This is a genomic window from Streptomyces sp. NPDC051987 (assembly GCF_040680735.1).
Classification (GTDB): domain Bacteria; phylum Actinomycetota; class Actinomycetes; order Streptomycetales; family Streptomycetaceae; genus Streptomyces.
The window spans coordinates 23,941-42,245 of sequence record NZ_JBFAXI010000012.1 but is presented as its reverse complement, the minus strand read 5'-3'; the positions used below and the strand labels follow the sequence as shown (position 1 = coordinate 42,245).

The window sequence follows — 18,305 nt, the reverse complement described above, 5'->3', positions numbered from 1 at the left end:
TCCTGGGTGGAGCTCGCCTTGCTCTCCTTGGTGGAACTCGCCATGTGACGGTCCTCCTTTCCAACGACACGCATGCCCGCCAACGGCCTTGCCAGACCGCGTTGTCGGCCGATTGGGACAGCTGAGGCAGGACTGATACACAGGGGGAGCTCCAGGAGCGGGAGTTCCGCCGGACGAGCAGGTTGGCAACGGTGTCACGAGGTGCCGGACGTGGCCTCCGGCCGGCCCAGCGCCGCCTCCAGCGTCGCCCTGGGCGGCAGCAGCCGCGACAGTCCCGTCACCTTCAGCACGCGCAGGGTCAGCGGGTGCGTGCAGACCAGCTGGAGCTCCCCGCCGCGCTCCAGCACCCGGCTGCGCGCCCGGTAGAGCAGCCGCAGCCCCGAGCAGTCGAAGAAGTCGACACCCAGCAGGTCGATCACCACCCGGCTGTCCTCCTGGGCGGTCGCCCGGTCCAGGTGGGGCATGATCTCCGCGGCCGCGGCGATGTCGATCTCGCCCCGCAGCTCCAGCACCGTGTAGCCGCGGTCCTGGTGGACGCGCAGGTGCCGGGAGAGCGGCGCGGAATCCTGCCGGGGTTCCTGGCGCACCGCGACATCACCTCCCACCCCTGCCGGTTCTATTCCGTTCCCCGCAGTGCAAGTTACCCTCGATGGAGGGAATTTGAGCATGTTCGATTGACATATGTCTGCTGCTTCGGCTCGCCATTTTCTGTGGCGTGCACGACAGTCGGGGAACGGGCACGTGAGAGCGCTGCTCACCTAGGAGAGCGCGTGCCACGCCTTGCTCAGCGCCTGGCGGAACTGCTCCTCCTGGTGTGCGGTGAGCTCGCGGACCATCCGCTCCTCCAGCTCCCGCACCGGCCCGGCGACCCCGGCGAGCAGGTCGCGTCCCGCGTCGGTGAGCAGGATCAGCAGCTCCCGCCGGTTGCGCGGGTTGCGCTCGCGCCGGATCAGCCCGCGGGTCTCCAGGGACCGCACGAGGTCGGCCATCGACTGGGCGGTGACGAACGAGTCGCGTGCCAACTGGGCCGCCGACAGGCCGTCGTGGCGCTCCAGCACGGTCAGGGCCGTGTACTGCAGTGCGGTGACCCCGGCGGGTTTCACCAGCTCGTCGAGGTGTGAGCGCACCACCAGCTCCACCTGCTTGACCATGTACAGCAGCGAGGGGCGTGTCTTTGTACCGACCATGCGTTCACCCTAGACCATTGACAGGAATCCTGTCCGTAATGAGACTGCCGACCAACAGGAATCCTGTTTGTTGAAGGCTAAGCGATCAACGCTGGGGAGTGGGCAATGACGACCACCTTCGAGACCGGGCCGGGGCAGCTGTTCATCGGCGGACAGTGGCGGGAGGCCGCCGACGGGGCCCGGACGGAGGTGACCGATCCGGCCACCGGCCAGGTGATCACCACCGTCGCCGAGGCCGGGGCCGCCGACGTCGACGCCGCCGTGCGCGCCGCCCGCGAGACCTTCGACGCGGGGGAGTGGTCGGGGCTCAGCGGCCGGGAGCGCGGCCGTGTGCTGCACCGCGTCGCCGAGCTGATCCGGGAGAACGCCGAGGAACTGGCCGCCCTGGAGAGCCTGGACGTCGGCAAGCCCGTCACGCTCGCCGGGGCCGTCGACGTCACCAACGCGGCCAACGACTACGAGCACTTCGCCGCCCTCGCCCACTCCCTGGACGGCGCCGTTCGAGACGTCCCGCTCAACGCCCTCGCCTACACCCGGCGCGAGGCGATCGGCGTGGTCGCCGCCATCACCCCCTTCAACTTCCCGCTCATCCTGGCCGGTTCGAAGATCGGCCCGGCCCTCGCCGCCGGGAACACGGTCGTGCACAAGCCCGCCGACGAGACCCCGCTCAGCGCCCTCTACATGGCCCGGCTGTTGCAGGAGGCCGGTGTCCCCGACGGAGTGGTGAACGTGGTCACCGGTGCCGGGCCGGTCGCGGGCGAGGCCCTGCTGCGCCACCCCGGCGTCGACAAGGTCGCCTTCACCGGCTCCACCGCCGTCGGCCGGCATGTCGCGAGCACGGCCGGGGAGGCGCTCAAGCCGGTCACCATGGAACTCGGCGGCAACGCGGCCCACCTGGTCTTCGAGGACGCCGACCTGGAGAACGCCGTCGGCGCGGTCATCAAGGCCTTCGTCTTCAACACCGGCCAGTTCTGCATGGGCGGCCCCCGCCTCCTGGTCGCCCGCCCGGTCTACGCCACCCTGCTCGGCATCCTCGCCGAGGCCGTCCCCGGCGTCCCCGTGGGCGACCCGCGCGACCCTGCCACCGTGGTCGGCCCGATGGCGGGGGAGAAGCACCTGCGCAAGGTCGAGGAGTACGTCGACCTGGCCCGCAAGGAGGGCGGCCGCATCGTCTGCGGCGGTGAACGCCTCGACCTGAACGGCGGCTTCTACTACAAGCCCACCGTCGTCGCCGACCTGCCGAACGACTCCCGGGTGGTGCAGGACGAGATCTTCGGCCCGGTCCTCACCGTGCAGCCCTTCGACTCCGAGGACGAGGCCGTCGCCCTCGCCAACTCCACGCCGTACGGCCTGGCCGCCGGCATCCAGACCGGCAACCTGGCCCGCGCCCACCGCGTCGCCGCCCGCCTCCAGGCCGGCATCGTCTGGGTCAACGACTGGGCGATGCTCGACCCCGCCGTCCCGTTCGGCGGCGTCAAGGCCTCGGGCTTCGGCCGCGAGTACGGCCCCGAGGCGCTCGCCGCCTACACCAAAGTCAAGTCCGTCGTCGTCTCGCTCGACTGAGCCCCGCAGACCAGGAGTTCGAACGATGTCCTTCCCCACCCGAGCCGCCGTCGTCGAGTCCGGCGGCGCGCCCTTCACCCTCAGTGACGTCGAACTCGACGCGCCGGGGCCGTACGAGGCGCTCGTCCGCATGGTGGCCACCGGTCTGTGCCACACCGACCTCAGCGTGGCGAGCGGCGGACTGCCCTTTCCGCTGCCCGGGGTCCTCGGCCACGAGGGCGCCGGCGTCGTCGAGGCCGTCGGCTCCGCCGTCACCGGGGTGGCCCCCGGCGACCACGTAGTGCTGTCCTTCACCTCCTGCGGCAGTTGCCGCAACTGCCACGGCGGCCACCCGGCCTACTGCACCACCTGGCTGCCGCTGAACCTCATCGGCGGCCGGCGCGCCGACGGCACCGCCACCCTCAGCCGGGACGGCCGGCCGCTCGGCGGGCACTTCTTCGGCCAGTCCTCCTTCGCCGAGCGGGCCCTGGTGGACGAACGCAGCCTGGTCAGGGTCGACCCGGACGTGCCGCTGGAGTCGATAGCCCCGCTGGGCTGCGGGGTGCAGACCGGGGTCGGTGCCGTGTGGAACGTCCTGGAACCGGCCGCCGGCAGCACGATCGTCGTCCTCGGCGCCGGAGCGGTCGGCCTGTCGGCCGTCATGGCCGCCGCGCTCACCCCCGCCACCACGGTCATCGCCGTCGACCGGGTGGCCGAACGCCTGGAACTGGCACGGGAGGTGGGCGCCACCCACACCGTCGACGCGACCGGCGACGACGTGCCCGAGGCCATCGGACGCATCACGCGAGGAGCGGGCGCCGACGGCATCGTGGAGACCACCGGCAACGTCGGCGTCCTGCGCCAGGGCGTCGACGCGCTGGCCGCCCGCGGCACCCTGGTCGTGGTCGGCGCCCCGCCCTTCGGCACCGAAGTCCCCCTGGACGTCAACGGGTTGCTGGCCGGCAAGCGGATCGTCGGCCTCACCCTGGGGGACAGCGAGACCCAGGCCTTCATCCCGACCCTGGTCCAACTGGTCCGCGAGGGACGGCTGCCGCTGCACCGGCTGATCAGCACCTACCCGTTCGCCGACATCGACCGGGCGGTGCGGGACATGAGCACGGGCAAGGCCATCAAGCCCGTGCTCACCTTCTGACCCGCGCGGGTCAGTCCGTCACCAGGACCAGCTTCCCCGTGGTCCGGCCGGTGCCGCCCTCCTCGTGCGCCTTGGCGGCATCGGCCAGCGGGAAGGTCCCCGCGACCGTGGCGCGCAGCTTCCCCTCCTCGACCAGGCCGGCGATCGCCCGCATCCCGGCCCGGTCGGCGTCCACCAGCATCCGCACCGCCCGCACGCCCAGCCGCCCGGCCTCCTGGAACAGCTCCGGCGAGCCCACCGGCAGGATCGACACCAGGGTCCCGCCCGGCCGCAGCACCCGCAGCGAGGCGACCGACGTGTCACCGCCGACCGTGTCGAGCACGACGTCGACGTCCCGGACCGTCTCCGTCACGTCCACGGACCGGTAGTCCACCGGCTCGTCCACGCCGATCCCGCGCAGGAAGCCGTGCTTGCCGGCGCTCGCGGTGCCGATCACGTAGGCACCGCGCGCCTTGGCGATCTGCACCGCCACATGGCCGACGCCGCCGGCCGCCGCGTGGACCAGCACCCGCTGCCCCGGCCGGACGTCGGCGTACTCCACCAGGGCCTGCCAGGCGGTCAGCGACACCAGCGGCAGCGCTCCCGCCTGGACGTGGTCGATCCCGGCCGGTTTCGGCACCAGGGCGCGGGCGGGGACGATCACGTACTCGGCGTGCGTACCGTGGCCGAACGGGTAGGGCACCATGCCGAAGACCTCGTCACCGGCCTGGAAGGCGGCGACGCCGATCCCGGTCTCCTCGACCGTGCCGGAGACGTCCCAGCCGAGGACGAAGGGCGGCTCGCCCAGGAAGCCGCCGGACTCCCGGTGCTTCCAGTCGGTCGGGTTCAGCCCGGCGGCCCGCACCCGGACCAGCACCTCGTTGGGGCGCGGCTTCGGCCGGGCCACCTCGATCAGCTTCAGCACCTCAGGGCCGCCGAGGACGTCCTGGCTGACCGCACGCATCGTGTTCACATCGTTCATGGTCACCCAGCCTGCCGGGACGCGCCCGATGGGAAAATGGCAAGATGGTCAAGCTTCGATAGGATCGTGCCAACCGCGTCGGCCTCGCGACACAGCGTGAACGTTTCGCCCACTCCGCCGTCCAAGGACGGCAACGGTGGCGTGGAGGCCTGGCCGAGGGAACGGCGCGGCTTCGCCTGCGACTGACCGGTCAACGGCTCATGTGCAGGGCGACCAGCAACTGCCAGACCTGGTCCGCGACGTCGTCCGGGCCGGCGTCGAGCAGGCCGTGCAGCCAGTCGGCCAGCACCCCGGCGAAGGTGGCGGCCACCGCCGAGGCCACCAGGGGGGCGTCCGCCGCGCCCGCCAGTTCCCGCTCGGCGAGGCTGCGGGCCCGCAGGTCCCGGTGCAGCACCCGGCCCAGCGGACCCCCGCCGCCCGGTGCGAGCAGCTCGCGGTACAGGGCCGCCCGGGGAGCCAGCCCGGCGAAGAACTCCCGCAGCGCCGGCGGCGCGTGCACCGGGTCCGGCCGGCCGCGCCAGGCGTGCAGCGCGTCCACCGCCTCCCGGACGACGTCGGCGCAGGCGTCGACCGCCAGTGCCTGCAGGCCGTCGTAGTGGACGTAGAAGGTGGCCCGGCCGACCCCGGCCCGGCGCGCCACCGCGGCCACCCCGGCCTCGGCGAGCGGGCGTTCGGCGCACTCCGCGAGCAGCGCCGCCCGCAGCCGTGCCCGGGTGCGGGCGGCCCGCGGGTCCTCGGCGGCCGGGCGGCCGGTCATCGGGCGGCGAGGACGGCGGCCAGGGCGAGCGCTCCGGGCAGCGCCTGCGCGAACAGGATCCGCCGGTTGGCCGTGACCGCGCCGTACACCCCGGCCACCACCACGCACGACAGGAAGAAGACCCGTGCCGCGAAGCCCGTCGGGTCGGCCGCGACCAGTCCCCACACCAGTCCGGCCGCCAGGAAACCGTTGTAGAGGCCCTGGTTCGCGGCGAGCGGCGCGGTCCGCCGGGCCAGCTCCGCGTCGAAGCCGTGGAAGCGCATCCCCGGGCTCTTCTGCCACAGGAACATCTCCATCACCAGGATGTACGCATGCAGCGCGGCGACCAGCCCCACCAGCACGTTCGCCAGGATTTCCATGATCGGCGGACCCTCCCCATCTCTTGAACAGGTGTCCACTATAGCTGGACGGGTGTCCAGGAAGTTCGAGGGGGCTTTCGGTGCGGAGCGTGGGGTGCATGTCCGGAAGTCGCGGGAGGCGCGGCCTATGTGCCGTTCTGGTGTCAACTGGCTGAGCGTGACGGAACCCTCACTTCCCTTGCTTGTCGCGGTTGATCCTTTCGGGTTCAAACCCGATAAGCTCCCTTCCGTCACAGCGAGTTGACGCGCCCCACGGTGGGTCCGTCCCGCCGTGTGTACCCCCGAGTGCGGCCTTCGCGCACTGCCCCTGTTCGCTGCTGTTCGATCGTGTTGTTTCTTAAGGATGCAGATGGAACTCGCCACTCCGCCGCCGGCGGCGCGGGCCCCTGTCGCCTGGTACAGCTGGTGGTTGATGCCGCTGGCCTTAGGGGGAGGGACGGTAGCCGCCACGTTCATGAGCTCCGAGCGGATAACCGCGGCCGTCGCAGGCGCGGCGGCCACCGTCGCGAGCTCCGTGTGCGTACGGCTCCTGGTCCGCTCACAGCGTCAACTGCGCCGTGCCGAGGGGGCGTTCCGCTCCTCGCAGACCGAGCACTCCCAGCAGTGGCAGCAGCATGTCTCGGGCCTGGAGCGCAAGTTCTCCGCCGAGCGCGCCGCGCTGGAGGCCCGGCTCGCCGAGCAGTCGGCCGCGTTCGACGCCCAGCTCGGTGAGCAGGCGTCCGCCTTCGAGGCCCGGCTCGCCGACCGGACCGCCCACTACGACACCCAGCTCGCCGAGCAGGCACGGGCGTACGAGGACCGGCTCGCCGACCAGGCGACGTCCTCCGAGGCCCGGCTCGCCGAGCAGGACGAGGTGTGGCGGGACCGGGTCACGCACCAGCAGGCTGCCATCTCCCGGCTCGCCGACGAGCAACTGCCCGAGGCGCTCAAGCGGTTGCGCGACGGCGATGCCATCGACGACCTGCTGCCCGCCACCGACCAGTGCGCCAAGGTCGACAAGGACGTCCAGGCCGACTTGCGCCGGATCCTGCGCACCGCACTGATCGCCGTGGAGGAGGAGTTCAACCGCTCCACCTCCGCCGAGCAGGCCGTGATCAGCATCGGCAACCGCATCCACGTCCTGACCAGCAAGCTGCGCGGCCGGCTGCACGAGATGCAGGGCGAGCACGGCCGGCTGCCCGCCGTGGCCCGCGGTCTCATGGAGCTCGACCAGGAGCTCGGTCCCGCCGACTCGCTCGCCGCGAGCATCGGCGTGCTCGGCGGGTCGGACCGGCCGGGCCGCCAGTGGCAGGAACCCCAGCGTCTGCTCAGCGTGGTGCGCGGCGGCATCGGCCGGATCAAGGACTTCCACCGCGTGGAGGTCCGGCATCTGCCCGAACTCGGCGTCGACGGCTCCCTGGTGGACCACCTCACGCTGATCTTCTCGCACCTGCTCGACAACGCGGCCCGCTACTCGCCGCCCACCGAGCCGGTCGTCGTCTCCGGCAAGGAGGTGCCCAACGGCGTCGGCATCGAGATCCAGGACTCCGGCAAGGGCCTGAGCGAGGAGAAGAAGCGCGAGGCCGAGCACTCCCTGGCGGGCACCGCGGCCGGACCCGGTATCGGGGGCATCTCCGAGGACGCCAACATCGGCCTGCGGGTCGTCGGCACCCTCGCCCGCCGCTACGGGATCCGGGTCACCTTCGCGGACTCGCCCTGGCTCGGCACCTCGGTGGTCGTCGTGATCCCGCACAAGTTCTTCAGCCCGCTGCCCGCGGCCCCCGCCGCTCCGGTCCCTGTGACGGCCGCCCCCGCCGCCACGTCCCCGGTGCAGGCGCACGGCCCGGTCGCCGCCGAACCCGTCAGCCGGCCGGAACCGTCCGGCGAGGCCCTGGACACCACCCCGGGCGGACTGCCCCGGCGGCGCAGCCGGCGCCGCGAGGAGGAGCAGCCCGAGGAGCGCACCGCCCGCACGGAGGGCACGGCGTTCCCCGCCGTCCCGCCCGAGGAGTCCTTCGCGGGCCTGGCCGCCTTCGCCACCGCGGGCCGCCTGCCCGTGGCGGACGAAGCCGCGGACAGCGAGGCCGAGTTGACCGGAGACGTAGACGACGCGGTACCCGCGACCCCGGCCGGCGCCGATGACGCCGCCGGCCGCGAGTCCGCCGAGCACCGCACTGAAGAGAGCGACTAGTCCACATGACGCAACAGGGAACCGACGTGAGCTGGGCGCTCCGTGATCTGGTGGAGAGCATCCCGGAGATCCGTTTCGCCCTGGTGGCCTCCAGCGACGGCAAGGCCATCACCTCCTTTGGTGCCGAGGACCCCGACGACGTGGACCGCTTCGCGGCCGTGGTGGCAGGGCTGCAGGCCCTCGCCCAGCCGGTCGCGGAGCAGTTCCCCACATACGCGGGGCAGCTGCGGCTGGCGATGATCGAGGTCGACGGCGGTCACCTCTTCGTCGTACGGGCCGGTGTGGAGACGTATCTCGGGGTCCTCGCCCGCGAGGGACTCGACCAGGGCCTGCTCGGGCACCAGATGAGGGACCTGTCACGGCGGATGGGCGAGCTGCTCGGCACCTCTCCGCGCCTGGAGGAGCACTCTGGATGAGTGCTCCCCGCCGGCCCACGGATCCGTCCGGTCTCGAACGCTATTACGTCCTCACCGGGGGACGCAGCGGACCGGGCGGGTCGGCGTCGAGCCTCGACGTGGCCACCCTCGTCGTCTCCCGCACCGCCCCCGTCCCGGGGATGCAGCACGAGTACGAGGAGATAGTCCGGCGCTGCCGTGATCCGCTGTCGGTGGCGGAACTCACCGCCCATCTCGGATTGCCCTTCAACATTCTCGCGGTGCTGTTGGCGGATCTGCTGGACGCAGGCCGTATTGAAGCCCGTGATCCCATTCCGGCGCACCACGCCGGACGCGGGCCCGACCTCGCGCTCCTCCAGGAGGTACTCAGTGGACTTGAAAGGCTTTGACCATTCCGGCGACCCCGGTGCCGGGGGGACCCGCTCGGTCAAGGTGATGATCGCCGGGGGGTTCGGCACCGGAAAGACCACCATGGTCCGCTCCGTCAGCGACATCAAGCCGCTCACCACCGAGGAGACCCTCACCCAGGCGACCGTCGGCGTCGACAACCTCATCGGTGTCGCGGACAAGACGGAGACCACCGTCAGCCTCGACTTCGGCAAGATCAGCCTCAACGAGAACCTGATGCTGTACCTGTTCGGCACCCCCGGACAGGAACGGTTCTGGTTCCTGTGGAACGGCCTGTTCAAGGGGGCGCTCGGGGCCGTGGTCCTGGTGGACACCCGGCGGCTGGCCTCCAGCTTCCGGGCCATCGAGGAGATGGAGCGGCAGGACGTGCCCTTCGTCATCGCCCTGAACGTCTTCCCGGACTGCAAGGAGCACCCCATCGAGGAGATCCGGGACGCCCTCGACATCTCCCCGCACACCCCGATCGTGGCCTGCGACGCCCGTGACCGGGCCTCCAGCCGTGATGTCCTGATCGCCCTGATCCGGCATCTGAAGGAACGCTCCGCCGTCGCCCTGGAGCCCCGATGAACGACCAGAGCCCCGACAGTCCCGACGCTCCCCGCGGCTGCCCGGTGGCGCACGGTTCGCCCGAGCCGGCCCGGCTGTACGGGCCCGAGGCGGCGACCGACCCGTTCGGCATCTACGAGCGGCTGCGCAAGGAGCACGGTTCCGTGGCACCGGTGCTCCTGGAGGGCGACGTCCACGCCTGGCTGGTGCTGGGCTACCGGGACAGCCGGCGGGTGCTCGACAATCCCAGCCAGTTCCCCCGGGACGCACGGACCTGGCGGGACTACCGGGAGGGGCGGATCGCGGAGAACTCCTCCCTGATCCCGATGCTCGCCTGGCGTCCTGACTGCGTGTCCCAGGACGGCGAGCCGCACCGCAGGCTGCGCGGCGCCGTCAACGACGTGCTGCAGGCTGCCGTCGGCCGTGGTATCCGCCGCCACGCCACGCACTTCGCCAACAAGCAGATCGACCAGTTCGCGGCCGTCGGCCGCGCCGATCTGGTCGCGGACTACGCCGACTTCGTGCCGATGCTCGTGATGAGCCGCGTACTCGGGCTCGCCGAGGTGGAGGGGCGTCGGCTGGTCGAGTCCTGCGCCGAGCTGCTCAAGGGCGGCGAGGACGCCGTGATGCACGACGGCAGGATCAGGGAGATCTTCGGCGAACTCGTCGAGCGCAGGCGGGCCGAGCCCGGCTCCGACCTCGCCACCGACCTGCTGCACCATCACGCGGCCCTCGACCATGACGAGGTCGTCGATCACCTGCGCATGGTGATGATCGCCGCGGCGGTCACGACCAACCTGCTGGCCCGGGTGCTGCGGCTGGTCCTGACCGACGCCTCCCGGCTCTCCGGGCTGATCGGCGGGCAGCTGAACATCTCGGCGGTGATGGAGGAGGCCATGTGGAACTCCCCGCCGATGACCGTCCTGCCGGGCCGCTTCGCCGCCAGCGACGTCGAACTGGGCGGGCATCTCATCGGGGCGGGCGACCTGCTCGTGCTCGGTCTCGCCCCGGGCAACCTCGACCCCGAGGTCCGGCCCGACCCGGGTGTCTCGGTGGAGGGCAACCAGGCGCACCTGGCGTTCGGCGCGGGCCCGCACGAGTGCCCCGGGCAGGGTATGGGGCAGTCCATGATCGAGATCGCGGTGGACGTCCTGCTGCACCGGCTGCCGGGCCTGCGGCTGGCCGTGCCGGCGGACGAGCTCACCTCGACGGCCTCCACCTGGGAGTCCCGGCTGGACAGCCTGCCGGTCGAGTTCCCGGTCTGAGCACGCTGCTGCCCGGCCGGAGGACCGGCCGGGCAGCGGTGTCTTCGCTGGTTGCGGTACAGGACCGGGGCGTCAGCCGTCGAGCCAGTCGCCGGTGACGGTCGTGGGCCGGTGTCCCGTGGCGTTCCAGATGAAGTGCGGGTGGGCGCAGCCGAACATGTAGGACAGCAGCGCGGTGTCCTCCCTCCCGGTCTGCGGGTCGTACAGGGTGTAGAAGGTCTCGGCTCCGACCGCGCCGGCGTCCTGTTGGATCTGCCGGGCGCGGTCCCGGGACGGTGCGTCCATGGATGCCTCCACGGCGGCGACGTAGGTGCGTCGCAGGATCTCCCAGGTGCTGTCGGTGTTGCCCTGCCAGGGGCCGTGCAGTGCTTCGAAGGCATGGAGCTCGGCGTCGAAGAGGGCCCATGTCCCAGGGAACTGGGCTCGGCAGAGTGCGGACAGCTCGGCGGTGCGCGAGCTCAGTGCCGGTGCGGTGGGGCGCGGGCCGATGGTGAGGGTGGTGCCGTGGGTGAGGATGCCGGCGCACGGGTCGGGCCGCAGGTCGCACAGCGGGCAGTCCTCGGCCGGGGGCAGCCCCTCGGTGATGCCGTCGAACCACAGGGCGTGGCGGCCTGTGAGCCCCATCCAGACGATGGTGCTGTTCATCAGCCAGGTGTTCCACATCGGTTCATGCGCCTCGGGCATGCAGCCGTACTTGATGAGGGCGATCGTGCAGGCGGCGTAGAAGGCCTTGGTGTGGGTGGGCAGGTCGGCGAGCCAGAAGTTGCTGATCTCACCGGTGAGGGAGTCGACTCGTACGTCGGCCATGTCGTCGATGACGCGGCACAGCAGCAGGGAGGCGAGGTGTTCCTCCTGCCAGAGTTCCGTGTCGGGTGAGACGTGCCAGAACAGGCAGTCCAGCATCTGCAGGGTCGCATAGGCGCTCTGGCCGAGCGGGTTGGTCTGGGGGAGCGTGACGCTGCCCGCGTGGTGCTGTTGCAGCCAGTGCTCGTCGACGGACCGCTTGTGGGCCGCGTAGAGCCCGCCGACCAGGGCCCGTGCGCTGTTGGTGCTGAAACTCTCGGCCAGACGCCCCTCGACGAGTTGGGTGACCTGCGTGGTGTCGATGGTCTCGATCACGCGCTTGTACTCGTGGAAGACGAGGATGTCGTCCTCGAAGCGGTGGCGGAGGCCGAGGTCTCGTTCAAGGTCGTTCAACTGCCGGACCCAGATCCATCCAGCGGTCAGGACGCTGTCGAGTTCCCGGCGGTAGGGCCAGGCCTTGACGGTGAGCGGACGACCGGCGCTCTGCCGCCAGCGGTAGTCGTCGAGCGTGCGTGCGGGCGGTGTGGGCAGCCGACGACACAGCGGGCAGGAGCAGGCGGTCGTCGGATCCGGCGCGCGCGGCGGGGCGAGCGCCCGGGTCCGCCAGGCCCCCTCCAGCATCGCGCAGGTCAGCCGGCAGAGCTCGATGTCGGTGCCGACCTGGGGGAAGGCCGCCTCGATCATGCGCAGGCCGGTGTCGAGCCGTTTCAGCCTGGCGTGGCCCTCCTCGTCGGGCGGGAGGAAAGCGCGCGGTGCCGGTTGGAGGGCTCCCGGCACGTGCAGCGTGGTGCGGGAGCCGGGGGCTGCGAGTGCGTCCAGCCGTTCCTGCGCGGCGTTCTGGCGCTCTCGGTATTCCTGAGTGCTTCCCTTGATGCGTTCCGCCAGGAAGCCGGCCAGGGCGTTCCCGCCCTCCACGGGCTGGAACTGGGCGCCTGGCTGCGCCCTGAACAGGCCTTCGGCAGCTGCCTGCGGAACAGCACGTGCGCCTCGGGAATTCACACCGGTCTCCTTCAAGCTGTGGTCATGACAAAACGGGCCGACCGTGGTCGTGAACAGTCGTGTCCGGCGGTCGTCGGCCCCTTCCGCTACGGCCTCGCCGGACAGCCGGACGCACGCGACCGGCAGCGGCTCCTGCCGCGGACGACCGCGAGGGACCCGACTGGCGCGTTGGCGGCCGGGGAAGTGGAACAGGGCGCGCGTGCCCGGCGGACGTGTCCGTGACGCCGCCGGCCTTACGTGAACGGCCCGACCTCGCCGAAGCGCTTCTGCTGCAGGGCGAGGACCTGGCGGGCGGCCTCAGCCGCGCCGATGAGGCTGCGCGCCAGGTCCATGTCCCGGGTCCGGGGCGGATGACGGGCGCGCGGCCCCCGAAAGCTCTGTGACGGGGGTCTCGAAGGGCAGGCCGAACGTGACGTCCTGAGGCATGTGTTTCCTTTCGGGCGACAGTACGCAGAGCCCCCCGTCCCTGCGAACGGGTGGCCTGTCAGCCACCCGTGCACTCGAACTGGCCTACGTGGCTCGAAAGTTGAGCCGTGAAGCGCTACGAGGCTGCCCAGAGCGTAAATGATCTACGCGTGACATGGCCGTGATGTGTGTTACTGCTCATGCCTCCTGGGCCGAGTACACTCGCGCGCCCCCGACGTATGTGTGCGCGGCGCATGTGTCCGCGATGCGCTCCGGTGGACCGGCGAACGGGTCGCGGTCCGAGCTCCAGCCGCTCCCCGGGCAGGAACTCCGGCGTGTCGCCGCCCGGTTCGACCCGGTTCACCGCGACATGGATGCCCTGGAGCGGGTCGGGCTGCTCACCGGCCAGTCGCTGCCGCCCGCGAGCCGCGCCCCGGCCGCGCCGCAGCGACCTGAACGGGTACTGCCGTGCGGCCTGTTCCGAGCCCAGGAACGGGAGGGTCGGGTAAACCGCGGTATGCCGCCGGGGTGCAGGATCTGGAGATGCGCCAGGTGGGGTCGCGTGTCGATGCGCCCGTCGGCGGCTCGCGCCGCCGCCACGGCGTCCAGCGCGTCCCGCACCGCCCGGTCGCCCAGCCCGTGGAAGCGGCACTGGAAGCCGGACGGGTCGTCCCCGCCGAGGAACTCTCCGGCCGGCGCGTCCTGCCAGGCCGTGATGCCGAGCGCGTGCGGATGCCGCCGGGCGTGCGGCAGCGCCGCGAGTAGGTCCGCCCCGCCGGGCCGGCCGGCGGGGCGGACCGGCCGACCAGCCGCATCGGGCCCTCCTGGAGCGTGCCGCCCGGCGTGCCGGAAACGTCCCGCTCGATCCGCCCGTCGGCCGGGTCGGGCGTGTCGCGGGCGATCCCGGACGGCTCCAGCGCCCGGCTGTCGACCCACGCCCGGCTGCCCGCCACCAGCCACCCGAACATCGCGGTCACCGCCCGCCGTCTCGTGGCCTCCACGCGGGGCAGTTCCCATCCTGCCGCCCTCGACCTGCTGCTGACGGCGGCCCAGGTCAGGCTGAACCAACCGGGCGCCGGGAAGCGGACGGTGGGCGACTGAATCCGCCGATCGCGGACAGACGGACGGGCAAGAACCCGCCGAGGAGGAAGCATGGCACTGGTGACCGCGGCCGTCGTGATGCTCGACTGCGCAGAACCCGAGAAACTCGCCCAGTTCTACCGGGAGTTCCTGGACGCCGAGGACGGTGAGGCCTCGGCCAACCTGATCGAGATCCGGACGGCCGACGGCTTCCGGATCGCCTTCCGGCGCGACGTCAACGCGACCCCGCCGAGCTGGCCGCGGCCCGAGAACTCGCTCCAGGCCCACCTCGACTTCCTGGTGGCGGACCTCGACGAGGCGGAGCGCCGGGTGGTCGGCCTCGGCGGGCGGCCGATCGAGACGAAGGACCCGGCCGGGCCGTACGAGGAACGCGGGTACGCCGATCCGGCCGGGCACTCCTTCACCCTGCGCCTGCAGCCCACCTCGGCACCCAAGCAGGGCTGAACCGGCTCAGTCCCGGCCGCCCTTGCGGGACGTGGGCCAGACCCCGGTGGAGCGCTCTATGGCCGTCGCGCCGGTGCGGTCCACGGCGCTGCGCACCACCGCGAAGACCGCGCCCTGGACCGCCGCGGCCAGCAGCACCTCGCCCCAGCCGCGGTCCCGGTCCAGGGCGTCCGGCGCGTCCTGTTCGCCGCGCAGCGCCATCCACGTCCGCCGGAAGACCAGCGCGCCCAGCGCCCCGCCGGCCCAGCTCAGCACGAACCCGAAGGGCGCGTAGACGAGGGGGAGTTTCAGCTTCTTCGTGCTCTTGGCCATGTCTGCCTCCGCGTGGTCAGGGCCGCCCCGCGACCGCGACCTCCTCGGCCGCCGGCACCGGACCGGGCGGCGTCCCGTCCCCGAAGGGCCGGCCGCCGAGCTCCTCCCGGTGATGGGGCGTCAGCCACCCGGCGAGATCCGGGCCGAGGGGGACGATACGGGTCGGGTTGATCCCGGTGTGGACCTGGTAGTAGTGCCGCTTGATGTGGTCGAAGTCGACGGTGTCACCGAAGCCCGGCGTCTGGTAGAGGTCCCTGGCGTACGCCCACAGCACCGGGTTCTCCGCGAGCTTGAAGCGGTTGCACTTGAAGTGGCCGTGGTAGACGGCGTCGAACCGCACCAGCGTGGTGAACAGGCGGATGTCGGCCTCCGTGATCGTGTCCCCGACCAGGTAGCGCTGCCCCGCCAGCCGCCCGGCGAGCAGTTCCAGCCGCCGGAACACCCCGGCGCACGCCTCCTCGTACTTCTTCTGCTCGGGTGCGAAACCGGCCCGGTAGACCCCGTTGTTGACGTCCTCGTACACCTCCGCCATCACCGCGTCGATCTCGTCGCGGTGCCGCGCCGGGTACAGGTCGGGCGCGCCGTCCCGGTGCAGGGCCGTCCACTCGGTGGCGAGGTCCAGGGTGAGCTGCTGGTAGTCGTTGGTGACCAGCTTCCCGCTCGGCACGTCCACGACGGCGGGCACGCTCACGCCGCCCGGGTAGCCGGTCTCCCGGCGGTCGTACGCCTCACTGAGGTAGCGGATGCCGAGCACCGGGTCGCGGTCGCCGGGGTCGAGGGTGAAGCGCCAGCTGCGGTCGTCCTGGACCGGGTCGGTGACGGCGAGCGACAGGGCGTCCTCCAGTCCGAGCAGCCGCCGGGAGATCACAGCCCGGCTCGCCCACGGGCAGGCGCGGCTGGCCACCAGCCGGTACCGTCCGGCCGCCACCGGCCAGCCGTCGCGTCCGTCCGCGGTGATCCGGTCGGTGAAATGACTGGGGGACCGGTTGAACGCCTTGCGCCCCAGCGCGCTGTTGCCGTCACCGCCACCGCTCATGCGTCCTCCTCGCCCGGGGGCCGCCCGTGGTCGTCCGGCGGCCCTGAGCCAATGCGTTCCCCCATTTCCGTCTTTCGCACGGAGTGATCAGCCCCTGCCGGGGCAGTCGGCGGTCGTGAGCAGGTCGTCGACGCAGCAGCAGGTGGACCGGAAACAGGCGCGGCAGGAGGACACGGAGGGGGAAGGCACGCAGGTGGGAAGCGCGCAGACGGAGAACACAGGGGCGGTGGGCCCGGAAGGGCCGCGTTCGGACCAGCCGAACGCGGACCGCAGGACACGCGTGACCGTGGTCGTGGCGCTCGCCGCCAATCTGGTGATCGCGGCCGCCAAAGCGGTCGGCGGTGTGGTGGCCGGCTCGCCCGCGCTGCTGTCCGAGGCGGCCCACTCCGTCGCCGACAGCCTGAACGAGGTGTTCCTGCTGGCCGCCCTGCGCCGCAGCCGCCGGGCGCCCGACGCCCGGCACCCCTTCGGCTACGGCAAGGAGCGCTTCTTCTGGGCGCTGCTCGCGGCCGTCGGGATCTTCGTGATGGGCGGCTGCTTCTCCGTCTTCCAGGGGGTCGAGGCCCTGCGTGACGGCGCGCAGGAGCAGCTCAGCGGTTACGTGGCCGGTCTGGTCGTGCTGGGCGTCGCCCTGCTCGCCGAGGGCGCGTCCCTGTTCCGGGCGCTGCACCAGGCCCGCCGGGAGAACCGGGGGCTGCGGGATCCGGCCCTGCGGACGGTGGTCGCCGAGGACGGCACCGCCGTGCTCGGCGTCTGCCTCGCGATCGTCGGCATGGTCCTGCACATGGTCACCGGCCAGGTCGTCTGGGAGGCGTCGGCCTCGCTGGCGATCGGCCTCCTGCTGGTGTACGTCGCCTACCGGCTGGGCGCGGAGGCCCGCGACCAGCTGATCGGGGAGGCGGCGGATCCGGAGCTCAGCGGGAGGATCCGGGAGCAGCTCGCCGCGGAGCCCGAGATCGACAGCGTGGAGGCGCTCTTCACGATGCGACTGGGCCTCGACACGACCCTGGTGGCGGCCCGGGTCGACCTGGTGCCCGGCCTCGACAGCGAGGACGTGGAGGAGGTCCTGGTACGCATCAAGGGGGCGCTCGCCGAGACCTTCCCCGAGGCGGGGCAGGTCTTCCTGGACGTGACCGACCGGTCGGCGCAGGAGGCAGAGGAGAGCCCCGCCGCGACGGGGGAACGCGGCGGGGCCTGACAGTCGGCTGCCCGGCCCGGAGCCGGTTCATGCCTGACGGAAACAGATTTTTCTAAATTCCGACGGTTCCAGGCCGGAATGGATGCCCGGAACCGTCACTCCCCCTGGACCGGCTCCAGGACGAACACCGGGATCTCCCGGCTGGTCTTCTCCTGGTATTCGGCGTACGGCGGATACGCCGCGACGGCCCGCTCCCACCATGCGGCCTTCTCCGCGCCGGTGACCTCACGCGCGGTCATGTCCTGCTTGGCCGGTCCGTCCTGGAGCTCGACGAGCGGGTGCGACGTGACGTTGAAGTACCAGACGGGATGCTTGGGCGCACCGCCCTGGGAGGCGACCACGGCGTACTTCCCGTCGTGCTCCACCCGCATCAGCGGTGTCTTGCGGATCTTCCCGCTCTTCACCCCCAGGGTGGTCAGCACGATCACCGGCATCCCCGTGTCCATCAGCGTCGTGCCCTCCTTCCCGCCCGAGCTCTCGTACAACTCGACCTGCTCGCGCACCCACGCGGCCGGGCTGGGCTCGTACTCGCCCTCAAGAGGCATGAGGTCCGTCCCCTCGTCGCTTCTTCGACTGACTAACGTGACGATTCAACACCGGGAGTGCCCTGGATCATCCACGCGACACCGGCCCGGTCACAGCACCGTCCGGGCCGCGAGCCCCAGCATCACGCAGCTCGACAGCAGCGCGGTGACCAGGCGGCCCCGGTGCCCGGTCAGGGCCCTGCCGAGGAGCGCCCCGCCGCTCGCCAGCAGCAGCTGCCAGCTCGCGGACGCGGCGAAGGCCGCGAGGACGAACACGCCCTGCTCCACCGGCCGTACCGCCTCGGCGGATCGGGTGCCGACCACCAGGGCCGCGAAGTAGATCACCGTCGTCGGGTTGAGCAGGGTGATCCCGAGAAGGCCGAGATACGCCTGCCCGGGGCCGGGTACCGGCCGCTCGGCCCGGGTGGTCAGCCGCCGCTGCCGGTACTGGCGCAGCGCGCCCGCCGCACCGCGCGCGGCGAGCGCCACCAGCACCAGCGCCGAGACCAGGCGCAGCGGCTTGAGCACCGGCAGCAGCGCCGCCGCCAGCGCGGCCCCGCCGACAGCCGCGAGCAGGGCGTACAGGCCGTCGGCGGTCGCGACACCGAGCGCGGCACAGGCGCCGGTCCGCAGGGACGTGCGGGCCGTGAGGGACACTAGGTATGTGCCGACCGCGCCGACCGGGACGGCGATCCCGTACCCGGCGAGCAGACCGGCGACGAGGGCGGCCGTCACGGGC

The 18,305-nt window shown here is 71.9% G+C and carries 20 protein-coding genes and 1 pseudogene; 10 read left to right on the top strand and 11 right to left on the bottom strand.

All coding sequences use genetic code 11. From position 1 onward, the window contains the following. Window positions 1-194: 194 nt before the first annotated feature. Window positions 195-587: an anti-sigma factor antagonist gene (locus AB0M11_RS09620; RefSeq protein WP_365703200.1), complete on the bottom strand. Its 393-nt coding sequence runs from the start codon at window positions 585-587 to the stop codon at window positions 195-197. A 171-nt stretch (window positions 588-758) separates the two neighbouring features. Next, window positions 759-1,187, bottom strand: coding sequence for a MarR family transcriptional regulator (locus AB0M11_RS09615; protein WP_365703198.1), 429 nt, complete (start codon window positions 1,185-1,187; stop codon window positions 759-761). Window positions 1,188-1,292: 105 nt separating this feature from the next. Between AB0M11_RS09615 and AB0M11_RS09610 the strand changes: the two genes are divergently transcribed. Together AB0M11_RS09610 and AB0M11_RS09605 are read left to right on the top strand one after the other, a co-directional pair. Then, on the top strand, window positions 1,293-2,750 hold the full coding sequence (locus AB0M11_RS09610; RefSeq protein ID WP_365703196.1) for an aldehyde dehydrogenase family protein: 1,458 nt from the start codon (window positions 1,293-1,295) through the stop codon (window positions 2,748-2,750). A gap of 25 nt (window positions 2,751-2,775) precedes the next feature. Further along, a complete protein-coding gene (locus tag AB0M11_RS09605) occupies window positions 2,776-3,882 on the top strand; it encodes an NAD(P)-dependent alcohol dehydrogenase (RefSeq protein WP_365703194.1) in 1,107 nt (368 codons plus the stop codon). A 10-nt stretch (window positions 3,883-3,892) separates the two neighbouring features. Here AB0M11_RS09605 and AB0M11_RS09600 read toward each other — a convergent pair whose 3' ends face one another. From AB0M11_RS09600 to AB0M11_RS09590, 3 genes are all read right to left on the bottom strand, one after another. Beyond that, a complete protein-coding gene (locus tag AB0M11_RS09600; protein ID WP_365703192.1) occupies window positions 3,893-4,843 on the bottom strand; it encodes an NADP-dependent oxidoreductase in 951 nt (316 codons plus the stop codon). Between the two features lie 190 nt (window positions 4,844-5,033). Next, the gene (locus tag AB0M11_RS09595) at window positions 5,034-5,600 is read right to left on the bottom strand and encodes a TetR family transcriptional regulator (protein ID WP_365703190.1); all 567 of its coding nucleotides are present in this window, start codon (window positions 5,598-5,600) and stop codon (window positions 5,034-5,036) included. Further along, window positions 5,597-5,959, bottom strand: coding sequence for a DUF1304 family protein (locus AB0M11_RS09590; RefSeq protein ID WP_365703188.1), 363 nt, complete (start codon window positions 5,957-5,959; stop codon window positions 5,597-5,599). The genes AB0M11_RS09595 and AB0M11_RS09590 overlap by 4 nt, the downstream gene beginning before the upstream one ends. A gap of 349 nt (window positions 5,960-6,308) precedes the next feature. On the opposite strand from AB0M11_RS09590, the gene AB0M11_RS09585 reads away from it, so the two are divergent. From AB0M11_RS09585 to AB0M11_RS09565, 5 genes are read left to right on the top strand one after another with little or no spacing between them, the layout of a single operon-like run. Beyond that, entirely contained in the window at window positions 6,309-8,129 is a 1,821-nt protein-coding gene (locus AB0M11_RS09585) for an ATP-binding protein (RefSeq protein ID WP_365703186.1), read from the top strand. Window positions 8,130-8,134: 5 nt separating this feature from the next. Then, the gene (locus tag AB0M11_RS09580) at window positions 8,135-8,545 is read left to right on the top strand and encodes a roadblock/LC7 domain-containing protein (protein ID WP_365703184.1); all 411 of its coding nucleotides are present in this window, start codon (window positions 8,135-8,137) and stop codon (window positions 8,543-8,545) included. Further along, entirely contained in the window at window positions 8,542-8,913 is a 372-nt protein-coding gene (locus AB0M11_RS09575) for a DUF742 domain-containing protein (RefSeq protein ID WP_234537899.1), read from the top strand. Before AB0M11_RS09580 ends, AB0M11_RS09575 begins: the two co-directional genes overlap by 4 nt. A 46-nt stretch (window positions 8,914-8,959) precedes the next feature. After that, entirely contained in the window at window positions 8,960-9,499 is a 540-nt protein-coding gene (locus tag AB0M11_RS09570) for an ATP/GTP-binding protein (RefSeq protein ID WP_365703346.1), read from the top strand. After that, on the top strand, window positions 9,496-10,743 hold the full coding sequence (locus AB0M11_RS09565; RefSeq protein WP_365703182.1) for a cytochrome P450: 1,248 nt from the start codon (window positions 9,496-9,498) through the stop codon (window positions 10,741-10,743). The genes AB0M11_RS09570 and AB0M11_RS09565 overlap by 4 nt, the downstream gene beginning before the upstream one ends. A gap of 72 nt (window positions 10,744-10,815) precedes the next feature. Here AB0M11_RS09565 and AB0M11_RS09560 read toward each other — a convergent pair whose 3' ends face one another. Both AB0M11_RS09560 and AB0M11_RS09555 read right to left on the bottom strand, forming a co-directional pair. Beyond that, complete coding sequence (locus AB0M11_RS09560; RefSeq protein ID WP_365703180.1) at window positions 10,816-12,546, bottom strand: hypothetical protein; 1,731 nt, start codon at window positions 12,544-12,546, stop codon at window positions 10,816-10,818. Window positions 12,547-13,149: 603 nt separating this feature from the next. Further along, window positions 13,150-13,889: pseudogene (locus AB0M11_RS09555) on the bottom strand (amidohydrolase family protein); the annotation flags it as partial. Between AB0M11_RS09555 and AB0M11_RS09550 the strand changes: the two are divergent. Both AB0M11_RS09550 and AB0M11_RS09545 read left to right on the top strand, forming a co-directional pair. Further along, on the top strand, window positions 13,795-14,052 hold the full coding sequence (locus tag AB0M11_RS09550) for a hypothetical protein (protein ID WP_365703352.1): 258 nt from the start codon (window positions 13,795-13,797) through the stop codon (window positions 14,050-14,052). The pseudogene AB0M11_RS09555 and the gene AB0M11_RS09550 sit on opposite strands and share 95 nt — an antisense overlap. A 51-nt stretch (window positions 14,053-14,103) precedes the next feature. Next, on the top strand, window positions 14,104-14,496 hold the full coding sequence (locus AB0M11_RS09545) for a VOC family protein (RefSeq protein WP_365703178.1): 393 nt from the start codon (window positions 14,104-14,106) through the stop codon (window positions 14,494-14,496). Window positions 14,497-14,502: 6 nt separating this feature from the next. Here AB0M11_RS09545 and AB0M11_RS09540 read toward each other — a convergent pair whose 3' ends face one another. After that, a complete protein-coding gene (locus AB0M11_RS09540) occupies window positions 14,503-14,808 on the bottom strand; it encodes a DUF4235 domain-containing protein (RefSeq protein ID WP_365703176.1) in 306 nt (101 codons plus the stop codon). 16 nt (window positions 14,809-14,824) lie between these two features. Further along, a complete protein-coding gene (locus AB0M11_RS09535) occupies window positions 14,825-15,844 on the bottom strand; it encodes a glutathione S-transferase C-terminal domain-containing protein (protein ID WP_365703174.1) in 1,020 nt (339 codons plus the stop codon). A 226-nt stretch (window positions 15,845-16,070) separates the two neighbouring features. On the opposite strand from AB0M11_RS09535, the gene AB0M11_RS09530 reads away from it, so the two are divergent. Next, window positions 16,071-17,042, top strand: a complete 972-nt coding sequence (locus AB0M11_RS09530) for a cation diffusion facilitator family transporter (RefSeq protein WP_365703344.1) — start codon at window positions 16,071-16,073, stop codon at window positions 17,040-17,042. Between the two features lie 95 nt (window positions 17,043-17,137). On the opposite strand, the gene AB0M11_RS09525 is transcribed toward AB0M11_RS09530, so the two are convergent. Both AB0M11_RS09525 and AB0M11_RS09520 read right to left on the bottom strand, forming a co-directional pair. Continuing rightward, window positions 17,138-17,587 carry a nitroreductase family deazaflavin-dependent oxidoreductase gene (locus AB0M11_RS09525; protein ID WP_365703172.1) on the bottom strand — a complete coding sequence of 150 codons (450 nt, stop codon included), beginning with the start codon at window positions 17,585-17,587 and terminating at the stop codon, window positions 17,138-17,140. A 90-nt stretch (window positions 17,588-17,677) separates the two neighbouring features. After that, window positions 17,678-18,301 (bottom strand): LysE family transporter, encoded by a 624-nt coding sequence (locus AB0M11_RS09520; protein WP_365703168.1) that lies wholly within the window; start codon window positions 18,299-18,301, stop codon window positions 17,678-17,680. Window positions 18,302-18,305: the final 4 nt, after the last annotated feature.